The organism is Bradyrhizobium sp. UFLA05-109, assembly GCF_054185165.1.
In genome coordinates this window covers 31,206-45,881 of record NZ_JBBIAR010000003.1, presented here as the reverse complement: position 1 = coordinate 45,881, position 14,676 = coordinate 31,206, and the positions used below count along the sequence as shown (strand labels likewise).

Here is a 14,676-nt window from a genome sequence, read left to right as displayed (position 1 = left end):
GTCGACAGTATCACCCTCTGATCACGCTCGCGCCGCCGTCTACCGGCAGCGTCACGCCAGTGATGAAGTTCGCTTCGTCCGAGGCCAAAAACAGCGCGGCGTTCGCGACGTCCCAGGCGGTACCCATCTTCCTGCGCAGTGGCACTTTGCTGTCGCGCTCGGCTTCGACTTCAGCGCGGGTCTTGTGCCATTCCCGCGCGCGGGTATCGACGGCCATCGGGGTGTTCATCAGGCCCGGCAGGATGACGTTGGCGCGGATGCCGTATTCGGCGTTCTGATAAGCGAGCTGTTCGGTGAAGGCGATCATTGCCGACTTCGTCGCCTTGTAGGCGACGTAAGGATAGGTGGTGATCGCGGCCATCGAGGAGATGTTGATGATCGCGCCGCTTCTTTGCGTCCGCATGATCGGGATCACTTCCTTGGCCGCGAGGATGCAGCTCTTCAGGTTGATGGCGACGACGCGGTCGAATGCCTCCTCGGTCAGTTTCAGCAGCTCGGCGTCGCCGCCACCGAGACTGACGCCGACATTGTTGTGCAGGATATCGATCCGCCCCCAACGCGCCTGCGCGTCCGCCACCATCGCCTTGATGTCAGCAGTCCGGGTCACGTCGGCCTTGAAGGCGCTGGCCGTGCCTTGCTTCGCCGCGATCATCGCGACGGTCTGCTGTGCCGATTCGAGATTGTGATCGACGCAGACGACCTTTGCGCCCTCGCGTGCGAAGGTCAGCGCGGTGGCGCGGCCATTGCCCATGCCCTCGCCGGGGCTTTGCCCGGCACCCACCACGATAGCGACCTTGTCCTTCAAGCGCATGACGTTTCTCCCTGCTTTTTCATCACGATAGCAATCGTCCGGGGATTGGAAAAGATCGGCACTGCGCCGCTTGCCCCGCGTGCAACGCGCCATGTCCCGCAAAACCTGCATGGCTCCGTTGTACGAGCTAAAACGTGCGGAGGTGCAATGACCTGTGACTGCGCCGGAACCCCCGGTCATGCGAATGACGTTTGTTGCCGGTACCATTCCGCGCTAGGCTCTCCTCCGGGGCTTCCCAATCGCCAGTGGCTTGCCGATGAATCTGCTCGATCCACAAGGGCCTGTTGCTGTTGCCAACAGTACGATTCTCGTCGATTCCGTTTTCATCATGCTGACGATCGTGGTGCCGACGATCGTCGCGATCCTCGGCTTTGCCTGGTGGTTTCGCGCCTCCAATCCGCGAGCGCAGTATCAACCAGACTTCGTCTATTCCGGCCGCGTCGAGATGGTGGTGTGGGCGATCCCGGCGCTCACCATCATCCTGCTCGGCGGCGTCGCCTGGATCGGCTCGCACCAGCTTGATCCCCGGGCGCCGGTGCCGGGCACCGGCAGCCCGGTGCGCATCCAGGCGGTTTCGCTCGACTGGAAGTGGCTCTTCATCTATCCCGACCAGCGCATTGCGACGGTCAATTCGCTGACGGTGCCGGCGGGCGCCGAGCTGAACTTCCAGCTCACGTCGTCGAGCGTGATGAACGTGTTCTTCATCCCACAGCTCGGCAGCATGATCTACACCATGAACGGCATGGTGACGCGGCTCAATCTGCGTGCCGACAACGAGGGCAAGCTCCAGGGCCTGTCGGCGCATTTCTCCGGCGACGGCTTTCCGGAGATGATGTTTGACGTCAACGTGATCTCGCCGCTCGCCTTTCCGGACTGGGTAGCGAGCACGGCGAAGTCCGACCAGGTGCTCAATGAAGACAGCTACAAGAAGCTGATGCAGCAGTTCGTCGAGCGGGGCAGGCCGACCTATCGTCTCGAAGACCCACGCCTGTTCGACCTGATCGCGACCCAGCACATTCCGCCGGGGCCGGGCCCGCAACTGACCTCGGATGCCGGGCGGGAGCACAGTGGAGAGCACGATGCTCGGTAAGCTTGATTGGTCGGCGATCCCGTTCGACCAGCCGATCCCGCTGGTCGCAGGCGGCGTGGTGCTGGTCGGGATCCTCGCGGTGCTGGCCTGGGTCGTCGTGAAGGGTCATCTGCCCTATCTCTGGCACGAATGGATCACCAGCGTTGATCACAAGCGCATCGGCGTCATGTACGTCCTGCTCGCCTCCGTCATGCTGCTGCGCGGCGGCAGCGACGCCATCATGATGCGGATCCAGCAGGCGGTCTCCTACCAGTCGCAAGGCTATCTGCCGCCGGAGCACTACAACCAGATCTTCTCCGCCCACGGCACCATCATGATCTTCTTCGTGGCGATGCCGTTCGTGATCGGTCTGATGAACCTCGTGGTGCCGCTGCAACTCGGAGTGCGCGACGTCGCTTTTCCGACCCTCAACTCGGTCGGCTTCTGGCTCACCGCCACCGGCGCGCTGCTGGTCAACCTCTCGCTCGTCATCGGCGAGTTCGCGCGCACCGGCTGGCTCGCCTTTCCGCCGCTCTCGGAGCTGACTTATTCGCCCGGCGTCGGCGTCGACTACTACGCATGGTCGCTGCAGATATCGGGCGTGGGGACGCTGGTGGCCGGCATCAATCTTGTCACCACGGTCCTCAAGCTGCGCACCCGGGGCATGAATTATCTGCGCATGCCGATGTTCTGCTGGACGACGCTTGCCTCCAACCTCCTGATCGTCGCGGCGTTCCCGATCCTGACCGCAACGCTCGCGATGCTGCTGCTCGATCGCTATCTCGGCTTCCATTTCTTCACCAACGAAGCCGGCGGCAACATCATGATGTTCATGAACCTGATCTGGGCCTGGGGCCATCCCGAGGTCTACATCCTCGTGCTGCCGGCCTTCGGCATCTTCTCAGAGGTGGTGTCGACTTTCTCCGGAAAGCCGCTGTTCGGCTATCGCTCCATGGTGCTCGCCACCATGGCGATCTGCGTCATCTCCTTCATGGTCTGGCTGCACCATTTCTTCACCATGGGGGCGGGGCCGAACGTCAATGCCGTCTTCGGCATCGCCAGCATGATCATCGCGGTGCCGACGGGGGTGAAGATCTACAACTGGTTGTTCACGATGTATGGCGGCCGCATCCGCTTCATGACACCGATGCTGTGGTCGGTCGGCTTCATGGTGACCTTCATCATCGGCGGCCTGACCGGCGTCCTCGTCGCGGTGCCGCCCGCCGACTTCATGCTGCACAACAGCATGTTCTTGGTCGCGCACTTCCACAACGTCATCATCGGGGGCGTGCTGTTCGGCGTGTTCGCCGGCTTCGAATACTGGTTCCCAAAAGCCTTCGGCTTCCGTCTCGACGAGCGCTGGGGCAAGGCGGGGTTCTGGTTCACCTTCATCGGCTTCTGGATCACCTTCATGCCGCTCTATGTCGCGGGCATGCTCGGCATGACGCGGCGCATGCAGCATTACGACGTCGCGGCCTGGCGGCCCTGGATGTTCGTGGCGGCGATCGGCATGGCCGTGCTGTCGATCGGCGTCATCTGCCAGATAACGCAGCTCGTCGTCAGCATCCGCAACCGGGAAGCCTTGCGCGATCGTACCGGTGATCCCTGGGATGGCAGGTCTCTGGAATGGGCGACGTCGTCGCCACCGCCGGTGTTCAACTTCGCGTTCCATCCCGATGTGCGCGGCGAAGATGCCTATTGGGAGATGAAGGCGAAGGCCAAGCAGCAGCAGTTCGAGCAGGCGGTTGAATACGAGGACATCGAGATGCCCCGGAATTCGCCGACCGGCTTCGTCTGCGCATTCTTCGCCTCCATCATGGGCTTTGCGCTGATCTGGCACATCTGGTGGATGGTGATTTTGGGCGGGCTAGGCGCGTTCGCGACCTTCGTCATATTCGCCTGGCGCGACCATGACGAATACGTCATTCCGGCGGCCGAAGTCGCGCGCATTGATCGCATTAATATCGAGGAGCGTCGTAACCTCGTCAGCATGGCGGGGGTGGTCTGATGGCGATGACTGCGACCGCTGGCCACGCGCATGCCGACCCTCATCATATCGGGCTCGTTGTCGAGCATCCCGGACCTGCGTCAAAACGAATTGTGACGGCCTATGGCTTCTGGGTCTTCCTGCTGTCAGACATCGTGATGTTTTCCTGTTTCTTCGCAGCCTATGCGGTGCTGGTGGGCCAGACAGCCGATGGTCCGAAGGGCTCGGAAATCTTCGAGCAACGGAACGTGGCGATCGAGACGGTCTGCCTGCTGCTGTCGAGCTTTACATGCGGCATGGCGAGCATTGCGGCCGACGTGCGCAACCGACTCTGGTTCTATCTTGGGATGGCCATCACTCTCGTGTTGGGGCTTGCGTTCCTCACGATCGAATTCCGCGAATTCGCCGATCTCGTCTCCCGCGGCTATGGCCCGTCGCGCAGCGCGTTCCTGACCGCGTTCTTCTCGCTCGTCGGGTGCCACGGCCTTCACGTTTCTGCCGGGGTGCTGTGGCTCCTCACCATGATGGCCCAGGTCTTCGCCAAGGGCTTTCGCGCCGATATCTTGCGCCGCATGATGTGCTTTGCGCTGTTCTGGCACGCGCTCGACATCATCTGGGTCGCCGTCTTTTCCGTCGTCTACCTGCTTGGGAGTGGCGTATGAGCGATCTGACGCACCGGCCGGTCGAACATGACCTCGCACCCGGCGAGGAAGAGGTACACAGTGTCGGCGAGCGGATTCTCGGCTATGTCGTGGGCCTCGCCCTTGCCCTGCTCTTGACGGCGACGTCGTTCTTCATTGCGGGCACCAACCTCGTCTGGCAGCCCTCCATCCCGATCGCCATCATCGTGCTCGCGATCGCCCAGATGGGCGTGCATCTCGTGTTCTTCCTGCACATCACGACCGGTCCCGACAACACCAACAACGTCCTCGCACTCGCCTTCGGGCTCCTGATCGTCTTCCTGGTGGTCGGCGGCTCGGTCTGGATCATGTCGCACCTGAACGAGAACATGCCGGCGATGGACCAGATCATGCAGATGCAGTGAGAGGCGAGGTCGCGCCCTCGCTCAGATCACTTCGGCCTGCGGCAGTTGTAAGCCTTGCGGAATCCCGCCGCTTGCGCGTCGTCCTCCGAGCAGAACCAGCGGTCCGGCTTCGTCGTCGCCGGATAGCTGGGGCAGCCCCGCAAATGGTAGATGCCGATATTGCCGGTGACGCGCGCGCGCACCGCGAGCTTGCCCTTGATGCTGCAATTCGGCGGCATGGTCAGATCGTCCGGAAACAGCACCGTGCGGATTTCCTTGTCGCGGTCGGGGCGGCAGGCGGCGCCGAGCAGTGTGCCGTCCTTTTTGCCGGTGCGGAATTCCTGCGGTGCAACAAAGCAGCCCTTCCAGATGCCGGCCGTATTCGTCTTGGCCTCGGCGGCGGCCGGCTTGACGTTCGCCTTGATCGGCTCGCGCGCGACGGCAAAACCGAGGCGGACGAGCTGCTCGTTCAGGCTCGCCTTGTCGCCCTCGGCCGTGCAGATGGCGCGGTGGCGCTTGCCAAAGCTCTTCTCGGGCCCGACATCGTCGCAGCGTACGTTGCGGCCGTTGATCAGCTTTGTGAGCTGATCGCGCGCCTCCAGGCCGCAGGTCCAGGGATCGGCGTGGTCGTCGATGCAGACCTGGTCAAGTTCCGGCGCGTCGACACCGTCCAGCCGGTAGGTCGCATCGCCGAGCTGGATGGAGTTGCCGTCCCGTACCGTTGCGCTGGCCGTCACGGCGAAGCCAGGTCCGGTATCGGCGACGCAGCCGAGGATAGCGAGAAACAAGACAAGTGCGGCGGCGCGGGCGGTGGCAAAGAAATTTTGGAAGGACATACGTTCTCGCTATCGATTTGCTCTTTCGCGAGGGTTCTCTAGCATCTCGACATTGCAACACCAATGGTCTGCGCCCAGCGAAGCCTGACATTCGTCCCCCGCGGCTTTACTCGCCGGCCGCTCTGACCCTATCGTTTGACGTTGCACGCAAGGCTTAATCGCCCGGGAAGCGGCGAGGGCGGGAGGATGACTTTGGCAAACGACCCCGTGGACGTCCTGATCATCGGCGCCGGCGCCTCCGGAGCCGCGGTCGCCTGGTCACTCGCCGAGACCAAGATGCACATCCTTTGCCTCGAGCAGGGCGATTGGATGAAGCCGGCGGACTATCCGAGCACCGGCCGGGACTGGGAAGCGAGGTTCTACGGCGAATGGTCGACCAGTCCGAACATCCGCGGCCGGCCCGAGGACTATCCGATCAACGACGACAACTCGCCGATCAAGGTCGTCAATTTCAACGCGGTCGGCGGCTCGACGGTGATGTACACCGCGCACTGGCCGCGGCTACATCCCTCCGATTTCAAGGTGAAGACGCTGGACGGCGTGGCCGACGACTGGCCGATCGACTACGACAGGCTGGTGCCGTTCTTCGAGGAGAACGACCGGATCATGGGGACCTCGGGTCTCTCGGGCGATCCGCTCTCGCCGCTGACGCATCCGCCGATGCCGCCGCAGCCGCTGGGGCTCTCCGGTCCCCTCGTCGCCAAGGCCATGAACAAGCTCGGCTGGCACTGGTGGCCGTCGGACACGACGGTTGCGACGATGGACTACGAGGGCAGGGCGCGTTGCATCAACCTCGGCCATTGCACGCCGGCCTGCGCGCAAGGTGCGAAGGCCTCGACCGACATCACCTATTGGCCGCAGGCGATCCGCGCCGGCGTCGAGCTGCGCACCCATTGCCGGGTGCGCGAGATCACGACCGACGAGAACGGCATGGCGTCGGGCGTCGTCTACTACGACAAGGACGGTGTCGAGCAGTTCCAGGGCGCGCACGTCGTCATCATCGCCTGCAACGGCGTCGGCACGCCGCGCCTGCTGCTCAACTCTGCGTCGGGGCGCTTTCCGAATGGGCTTGCCAATTCATCAGGCCTCGTCGGCAAGAACCTCATGTTCCACCCTTACGCGCAGATCTACGGCTATGTCACGGAGCCGACTGACAGTAATCGCGCGCCGCCGACCTGCTTGTGGAGTAAGGAGTTCTACGACACAGACCTGTCACGCGGTTTCGTGCGGGGCTACGGCGTCCAGTTCGTGCGCGGTGCCGGACCGGTGTTCGAAGCCGTCGTGAGCGAGCAGAAGGGCATTTTGCCCTGGGGCGCGGATCATCACCGCGTCTTCCGCAAGCTCAACGGCCATCGGCTGGGATTCTCCGCGATCTGCGAGGACCTGCCGGAAGAGCACAATCGCGTTACGCTCGATCCCGTCCTGAAGGACAGTCACGGCATTCCCGCCCCAAAGATTGACTACACCATCAGCGAGAACAGCCGGAAGATGATGGAGCACGCGCTGGCGCGCGGCCGGGAGTTTCTCGAAACCGCGGGAGCCACCGACATCTGCGTCAACAGTCCGATCCCCTGGGGCGGCTGGCATCTGCTCGGCACCGCGCGGATGGGCACTGACCCCCAAAGCTCCGTCGTCAACGAATGGGGTCGCTCGCATGACGTCAAGAACCTGTTCATCGTCGACGGCAGCGTCTTCGTCACCTCGGGCGGTGTGAACCCGACCTCGACCATCCAGGCCATCGCGCTCTACGTCGCCGACCAGATGAAGCAGCGCCTCGCCAATCTCTTCGATTAGGGATGACCATGTCAGACCAAGCCACCCTCACGCAGCGGCAGCGCCAGGACTTGCGCACCATTGCCGCCATGATCATCCCGACGAGCGATGAGTACCGGATGCCCGGTGCGGATGACGAGCTCATCCAGGCCGACATCCTCGCGACGCTCGGCCGCGACGCCAAGCCGGTTGCCGTGGCACTCGATCATCTCGCGCGGCTTGCCGGCATGCCACTTGCCGAACTCGATGCTGCGACGCGGGACGGCGTCATCGGCGCATTCCGAGCCGAAGGCGGTGCGCCGGGCGCAACACTGGTGCGTGTCGTGCTGCAATGTTATTACCGCGATGACCGCGTGCTGCGCTCGCTCGGGCTCGAGCCGCGCGCGCCTTTCCCCAAAGGGCACGTGCTGGAGGACGGCGATTGGTCTCTGCTCGACGTGGTCAAGGCCCGAGCTCACACGATGCGTCAGGTCAGTTAAGCAGTTCGTGAAGAGTGGCCGGCTTGCATTATAAGTCCGAGGTAACCATCTGACCCGCGAAGGAAATTCGCCATGTTAGATTTAACCTCAGATCTCAGCGATGCCAGCTTGTCATCGCAACCCGTCCCATCCACCCCCGTCGACGACCAGAACCTGCTCGATGCCTATTCCAATGCCGTGATCGGCGTGACGGAGCGCGTCGGGCCGGCCGTGGTGCGCGTCGAGACCGGGCCAAAGGTGCCGAATGGTCGTGAGCGCGGCGGCCTCGGTTCGGGTATCGTGATCTCGCCGGATGGGCTGGTGCTCACCAACAGCCACGTCGTCGGCTCGTCCAAGGAGATCCGGCTGCGGGATATCGAAGGGAATGTCGGCGACGCCCGCGTGCTTGGCGTCGATCCCGACACGGATCTGGCGCTGCTGCGCGCCAACGGCGTCCGCGACCTCCGCTATGCCGCGCTCGGCAATTCGAAGGGCTTGCGGCGCGGCCAGCTCGTCATCGCGATCGGCAATCCCCTGGGCTTCGAGTCCACTGTGACCGCCGGCGTGGTCTCGGCGCTGGGCCGCTCGATCCGCTCGGTCAGTGGCCGGACCATCGAGGACGTGATCCAGACCGACGCCGCGCTCAACCCCGGCAATTCCGGCGGGCCGCTTGTCTCGTCGAATTCCGAGGTGATCGGCATCAACACCGCTATCATCAGCGGCGCGCAGGGCATTTGTTTTGCGGTTGCGAGCAACACTGCGCAGTTCGTGCTGTCGGAAATCATCCGCCACGGCTATGTCCGCCGCGCCTATATCGGCGTCGCCGGCCAGACCGCGCCGATCCCGCGGCGCCATGCGGTGCTCGCTGGCGTCGAGAACAAGATGGGCGCGCTGCTTGCCCAGATCGAGCCGGACGGGCCGGCGGCGAAGGCGGGGCTGTTCCCCGGCGACGTCGTGATCAGGCTCGACGGCGTCGAGATCAACGGCGTCGACGATCTGATCCGTGTGCTCGACCGCGACCGCATCGGACGGAAGGTCGCCATGGACGTGCTGCGGCTCGGCCGCCTGCGGGCAATCGACGTCGATCCCGTCGAGCGCAAGCCGGCCCGCTAGCCTGTGACCAGCCGGGCGAGTATGACTGCGTCATGCTTTGCCCGGGAAAGTCCGCCGCATGATGCCGGCGCACGAGACCTACGACGTCATCGTGATCGGCGCCGGTGCCGGCGGCATGACGGCGGCGGCCGTCGCTGCCGCCGAAGGCCTGCGTGTGCTGGTGATCGAGAAGACCGCGTTCGTCGGCGGCACCACCGCCTGGTCGGGCGGCATGGTCTGGATCCCCGCCAACGGCAAGATGAAAGCGGCGGGACTCTCCGACAGCGTCACTGACGCCGTCCAGTACCTCGCAAGCACCGTGCCAGAGCCTGCCAATGCAGGCCTGCGCGCCGCATTCCTTGCGCGCGGGCCTGAGGCGATCGCCTATCTCGAGGCCAACACCGAAGTGCGCCTCCAGCCGGTGAAGGCCTATCCCGACTACTATCCGGAGCGGCTGGGCGCCACCGTGGGCGGGCGCGTGCTGGAGCCGGTGGCGTTCGATGGCACCAGACTGGGCGCCCATTTTGCCCGGTTGCGACCGCCGCTGCCGGAGTTCACGCTGCTCGGCGGCATGATGGTCAACCGGCTCGACATCCCGCACTTGCGCAAGATAGGAAAGTCGGTCCGCTCGACCCTGCGTTCGCTGCGGCTGATCTCGCAACATGCGCTGCAGCGGCTGCGTTCGCCGCGTGGCACCACGCTGCATCTCGGCAACGCGCTCGCGGCAATGCTCTACGCCTCGCTGCTGACGCGGCAGGTCGAAATCCTCTTCAGCACGGATGTCGAGGACCTCGTCGCCGAGGGTGGCCGTGTCAACGGCGTGACCATCCGCCACGGCTCGCGCGACCGCCTGATCTCGGCGCGTCGCGGCGTTGTGCTCGCCACCGGCGGCTTCTCGCACGATGCGCCTCTGCGCAAGCGCTTCTTTCCCACCGCCGCGGGGTATGTCTCGGCAACCACGCCCGCAGGCACCGGCGATGGGCTGCGCCTTGCGATCGCAGGCGGCGCCGTGCTGAACACGGAGGCGACGAGCCCGGCCTATTGGGTGCCGGCTTCGCTGTTCCGCCGCGCCGATGGCAGCCGCGGCGTGTTCCCGCACACGGTGACGGACCGCGCCAAGCCTGGCGTGATCGCCGTCAACGCGGCGGGCCGGCGCTTCGTCAACGAGGCGCTGTCGTACCACGAGTTCGTGCTCGCCATGCTCCGCGACGGCAATGGCGAGCCTGATCGACGATTCTACCTGATCTGTGACCGCAACTTCCTGTGGACCTACGGCTTCGGCCGTATCAAGCCCTTCACCTGGAATTACCGGCGCTACGTCAGGAGCGGCGAGCTGATCGAGGCCGCGAGCATCGCGCCTCTCGCTGAGCGGATCGGCATCGCGCCATCCTCGCTCGCAGCAACAATCGCCGACTACAACGCCCATGCGTGCGAGGGCCGCGATCCCGAATTCGGCCGCGGCAGCACCATCTATCAGCGCCATCTCGGCGATATCGGCCAAAAGCCAAATCCGTGCGTTGCGCCGATCACCCGCGCGCCGTTCTTCGCATTGCGCATTTATCCTGCCGATCTCGGCACCGCCATCGGCATGAAGGTCGACGCCCACGCCCGCGTGCTGCGCGAGGACGGCACGCCGATCGCCGGCCTCTATGCCTGCGGCAACGACATGGGCTCGATCATGAACGGCAACTATCCGGGCCCGGGGATTACGCTGGGACCCGCGCTGACGTTTGGGTACATCGCGGGGCGGCACATGGCGGAGGGGGCGATGGTTATGCCGAGTGCTGCCGCAGTCTCACTCTGACCATCCCCTCCGCCGTCATGCCCCGCGAAAGCGGGGCATCCAGTATTCCAGAGGCGGCGAGATTCACAACAAACGCCGCGGCGTACTTGATCGCCCGGTCAAGCCGGGCGACGACAGTTGAGTGTGTGGCGAGCTCATTCCACAATCTCGTCATTGCGAGCGCAGCGAAGCAATCCAGCAACCTTTCCGTGGCGCAAGTCCGGATTGCTTCGTCGCTTCGCTGCGCTCGCAATGACGCGTGGAATGAGTTTCCCGACTAAACTCTACTCCGCAGCAGCCGCAAAGCGGCTGTTCTCGAGCTCGGCTTCGAGCCGCGCCTTTTCGGCTTCCGCCTGCTTGATATTGCCTTCCTTCACGTGCCCGAAGCCGCGGATGGTCTCCGGCACACGCGCGAGCGTTGCCAGCAGCGGAAGCTGTTCGGCCTTCAGCACCGCGAACCGCTGGTCGATCATCGCAATATAGTTCTCGACCAGCTTCCGCTCGGTCTTGCGCTCTGCGGTGCGGCCGAACGGATCGAACGCGGAGCCGCGCAAGAACTTCAGTTTTGCCAGCCCGCGGAAGGCGTGAATCATCCAGCCGCCATATTCCTGCTTCTGCAGATGTCCGGTCACCTTGTCGCGGCGCGCGAAGATCGGCGGCGCCAAGTGGAATCTCAGCGTGAAGTCGCCGTCGAACTTCTCCGACACTTTTTTCGCGAAGCTGCCGTCGGTGTAGAGGCGGGCGACCTCGTACTCGTCCTTGTAGGCCATGAGCTTGAACAGGTTCTTCGCCACCGCCTCGGTCAGCTCGGTGGAAGAGGGCGCGGCGGCCGTCTCCGCCTGGCGTACTTTTGCGACCGCCGTGAGGTAGCGATCCGCATAGGCCTTGTCCTGATAATTGGTCAGAAACTCTGCACGCGTCGCGATCATGTCGTCGAGCGATCTGGCCGGCGCGCTCGCCCGGCTCTTGAACTGGAGCACGCTGCGCACCCGCGAGATGTCGTGCGCGGCAAGGCGCCCCCAGGTGAAGGCGAGCTTGTTCATCTCGACCGCGGCGCCGTTGATCTCGATGGCGCGGAGCAACGCCTCCAGCGAGAGCGGGATCGCGCCCTTCTGGAAGGCGAAGCCGAGCATAAAGGGATTGGTCGCGATGGAATCGCCCATCAGGCTGGTGGCAATGCCGGTGGCATCGACGATGTCGAGGTTTTTGTCCCCGACCGCATCGCGCAGCACGGTCTGCATCGCGCCCATCTCGAAATCGAGATCGGGGTTTTGCACGAAGCTCGCGGTCGGTTGCAGGTCGGCGTTGATGAACGCCCTGGTCACGCCGCGCTCGGCGCGGCTGAGTGCGGTGGGACCTGCCGAGACGATCATGTCGCAGCCGAGGATGACGTCGGCGCCGCCGGTTGTGATGCGTACCGCGGAGATGTCCTCCGGCCTCCGTGCGATGCGGACATGGCTCATCACCGCGCCGTTCTTCTGCGACAGGCCGGTGAAATCGAGTGCGGAGCAGCCCTTGCCGTCGACATGGGCCGCCATGCCGAGCAGCGCGCCAATGGTGATGACGCCGGTGCCGCCGATGCCGGTGACGAGGATGTTGTAGGGCCCGTCCACCTCGCGCGCGGGCGGCAGCGGCAGATCGGCGAACAACTGCCCGGAATCGACCGCCGAGGTCTTGATCCGCTTCAGCGTGCCGCCGTGAACGGTCACGAAGCTCGGGCAAAAGCCCTCGACGCAGGAATAGTCCTTGTTGCAGTTCGACTGGTCGATCTGCCGCTTGCGGCCGAACTCGGTTTCCAGTGGCTGTACCGAGACGCAGTTGGAAGCCTGCGAGCAGTCGCCGCAGCCTTCGCAGACGAGCTCGTTGATGAAGGCGCGCTTTTGCGGATCGGGATAGAGCCCGCGCTTGCGGCGGCGGCGCTTTTCCGCGGCGCAGGTCTGGTCATAGATGATGACCGTGAGGCCCTTGATGTCGCGCAACTCGCGCTGGATCGCATCGAGCTCGCGGCGGTGATGGACGCTCGCGGTTTGCGGAAAGTAGTTGCCGGCTGGGTATTTCGTGGGATCGTCCGAGACGATTGCGAGCCGCTTGACGCCCTCGGCCCAGACCTGGTGCGCGATCTGCGCGACGTTGAAGCCGCCCTCGGCTAGCTGGCCGCCGGTCATCGCGACCGCGTCGTTGTAGAGGATCTTGTAGGTGATGTTGATACCGGCAGCGGACGCGGCACGAAGAGCGAGAAGCCCCGAATGAGTGTAGGTGCCGTCGCCGAGATTCTGGAAAATGTGCTGCTCGGTGGTGAACGGCGATTGTCCGATCCAGTTCACGCCCTCTGCGCCCATATGCGAGATCAGGTCGGTGCGGCGGCTTGGCATGCTCAAGGCCATGCCGTGGCAGCCGATGCCGGCCATGGCGCGGCTGCCCTCGGGCACGCGTGTCGAAGAGTTGTGCGGGCAGCCCGAGCAGAAGAACGGCGTGCGCGAAAGCTTGATCGGCGCGTTCGCTGTGACGGGATTGTCGAAGGCTTCGAGCCGCGCCAGCCGTTGCTCGAGCAGGGGGCTCTGATGACCGAGCCGACGCAGTCGCGCCACGAGCGCGGAGGCGACCATGGTCGGCGTCAGCTCGCCTTCGCTCGGCAGCAGCGGCGCGCCGTTCTCGTCGCGCTTGCCCGCGATGGTCGGGCGCCCCGCAGCATCCACATTATAGAGGATGCGCATCAACTGGTCCTCGATGAAGCCGCGCTTCTCCTCGACGATCAGCACGTCCTGAAGACCTTCGGCAAAGCGCCGCGCACCACTTTCTTCCAGCGGCCAGGTCATGGCGACCTTGTAGATGCGAAGACCGAGATCCTGCGCGTCCTTGTCGGTGATGCCGAGATCGGCGAGCGCCTGCCGCAAGTCGAGATAGGCCTTGCCGGTCGCGAGAATGCCGAGACGTGCGGGCTTTGAATCCAGCACGATACGGTCGAGCTGGTTGGCGCGGGCAAACGCCTTCACCGCCTCCATCTTCGGGCCGAACAGGCGCTTCTCCGCTTCCAGCGGCGGATCGGGCCATCGGATATTGAGACCGCCCGGCGGCATCTCGAAATCATCAGGCAATTTGATCTGGATGCGCGCCGGATCGCTGTCGATGGAGGCCGAGCTCTCCACGGTCTCGCCGATCGCCTTGAAGCCGACCCAGCAGCCGGAGAAGCGCGACAGTGCAAAGCCGTAGAGGCCGAGATCGAGATAGTCCTGCAGCGTCGCGGGATTGATTACAGGGATCAGCGCCGCTGCAAACACCTGCTCGCTCTGATGGGCGAGCGTCGAGGACTGGCAGCCGTGATCGTCGCCCGCCAGCGCCAGCACGCCGCCGTGGCGCGCGGTGCCGGCGGAGTTTGCGTGCTTCAGTGCATCGACCGAGCGGTCGACTCCGGGGCCCTTGCCGTACCAGATGCCGAACACGCCATCGACCTTGGCACCCGGGAACAGGCCGACCTGCTGGCTGCCCCACACAGCGGTTGCCGCCAGATCCTCGTTCAGGCCGGGGACGAAGGCGATGTCGTGCTTTGCGAGGTGAGATTTCGCGCGCCACAGCGCGTGGTCGTACATGCCGAGCGGCGAGCCGCGATAACCCGAGATGAAACCGCCGGTGTTGAGCCCCGCCAGCCGGTCGCGTTCGCGCTGCAACATGGGAAGACGGACCAGGGCCTGCGTGCCGGACAGGTAAATCCGCTTCGATTCGAGCCGGTATTTGTCCTCCAGCTCGACCTGCAACAGCGTCATCTCGTTCTTCCTTTTTCTTGTTCCGGCTGGAGGAATTGCGTCGCGGGGAGGGGGCTTGCGGCCTTGCGAAGCAGCTCGTTGC

At 64.3% G+C, this 14,676-nt stretch carries 11 protein-coding genes; 8 read left to right on the top strand and 3 right to left on the bottom strand.

The genetic code is table 11. The features are described from left to right. Positions 1–10: 10 nt before the first annotated feature. Entirely contained in the window at positions 11–811 is an 801-nt protein-coding gene (locus Q3C01_RS02710; protein WP_458143609.1) for an SDR family NAD(P)-dependent oxidoreductase, read from the bottom strand. 256 nt (positions 812–1,067) lie between these two features. Between Q3C01_RS02710 and Q3C01_RS02705 the strand changes: the two genes are divergently transcribed. From Q3C01_RS02705 to cyoD, 4 genes are read left to right on the top strand one after another with little or no spacing between them, the layout of a single operon-like run. Next, positions 1,068–1,901 carry a cytochrome ubiquinol oxidase subunit II family protein gene (locus Q3C01_RS02705; protein WP_458143608.1) on the top strand — a complete coding sequence of 278 codons (834 nt, stop codon included), beginning with the start codon at positions 1,068–1,070 and terminating at the stop codon, positions 1,899–1,901. Next, positions 1,891–3,888, top strand: coding sequence for a cytochrome o ubiquinol oxidase subunit I (gene cyoB / locus Q3C01_RS02700; RefSeq protein WP_458143607.1), 1,998 nt, complete (start codon positions 1,891–1,893; stop codon positions 3,886–3,888). The genes Q3C01_RS02705 and cyoB overlap by 11 nt, the downstream gene beginning before the upstream one ends. Beyond that, positions 3,888–4,529: a cytochrome (ubi)quinol oxidase subunit III gene (locus Q3C01_RS02695; RefSeq protein ID WP_458143606.1), complete on the top strand. Its 642-nt coding sequence runs from the start codon at positions 3,888–3,890 to the stop codon at positions 4,527–4,529. The genes cyoB and Q3C01_RS02695 overlap by 1 nt, the downstream gene beginning before the upstream one ends. After that, positions 4,526–4,912 carry a cytochrome o ubiquinol oxidase subunit IV gene (gene cyoD, locus Q3C01_RS02690; RefSeq protein ID WP_458143605.1) on the top strand — a complete coding sequence of 129 codons (387 nt, stop codon included), beginning with the start codon at positions 4,526–4,528 and terminating at the stop codon, positions 4,910–4,912. The genes Q3C01_RS02695 and cyoD overlap by 4 nt, the downstream gene beginning before the upstream one ends. A 26-nt stretch (positions 4,913–4,938) precedes the next feature. Here cyoD and Q3C01_RS02685 read toward each other — a convergent pair whose 3' ends face one another. Further along, positions 4,939–5,727: a thermonuclease family protein gene (locus Q3C01_RS02685; protein WP_458143604.1), complete on the bottom strand. Its 789-nt coding sequence runs from the start codon at positions 5,725–5,727 to the stop codon at positions 4,939–4,941. A gap of 192 nt (positions 5,728–5,919) precedes the next feature. Here Q3C01_RS02685 and Q3C01_RS02680 point away from each other — a divergent pair, with 192 nt between their 5' ends. From Q3C01_RS02680 to Q3C01_RS02665, 4 genes are all read left to right on the top strand, one after another. Continuing rightward, a complete protein-coding gene (locus tag Q3C01_RS02680; RefSeq protein ID WP_458143603.1) occupies positions 5,920–7,521 on the top strand; it encodes a GMC family oxidoreductase in 1,602 nt (533 codons plus the stop codon). An 8-nt stretch (positions 7,522–7,529) separates the two neighbouring features. Further along, on the top strand, positions 7,530–7,979 hold the full coding sequence (locus Q3C01_RS02675; RefSeq protein WP_458143602.1) for a hypothetical protein: 450 nt from the start codon (positions 7,530–7,532) through the stop codon (positions 7,977–7,979). A 72-nt stretch (positions 7,980–8,051) separates the two neighbouring features. Next, entirely contained in the window at positions 8,052–9,071 is a 1,020-nt protein-coding gene (locus tag Q3C01_RS02670; protein ID WP_458143601.1) for a S1C family serine protease, read from the top strand. Positions 9,072–9,129: 58 nt separating this feature from the next. After that, positions 9,130–10,854 carry an FAD-dependent oxidoreductase gene (locus tag Q3C01_RS02665; RefSeq protein WP_458143600.1) on the top strand — a complete coding sequence of 575 codons (1,725 nt, stop codon included), beginning with the start codon at positions 9,130–9,132 and terminating at the stop codon, positions 10,852–10,854. 263 nt (positions 10,855–11,117) lie between these two features. Here the strand turns inward: Q3C01_RS02665 and Q3C01_RS02660 are convergent, their stop codons facing one another. Beyond that, entirely contained in the window at positions 11,118–14,594 is a 3,477-nt protein-coding gene (locus Q3C01_RS02660) for an indolepyruvate ferredoxin oxidoreductase family protein (protein ID WP_458143599.1), read from the bottom strand. Between the last annotated feature and the right edge of the window lie 82 nt (positions 14,595–14,676).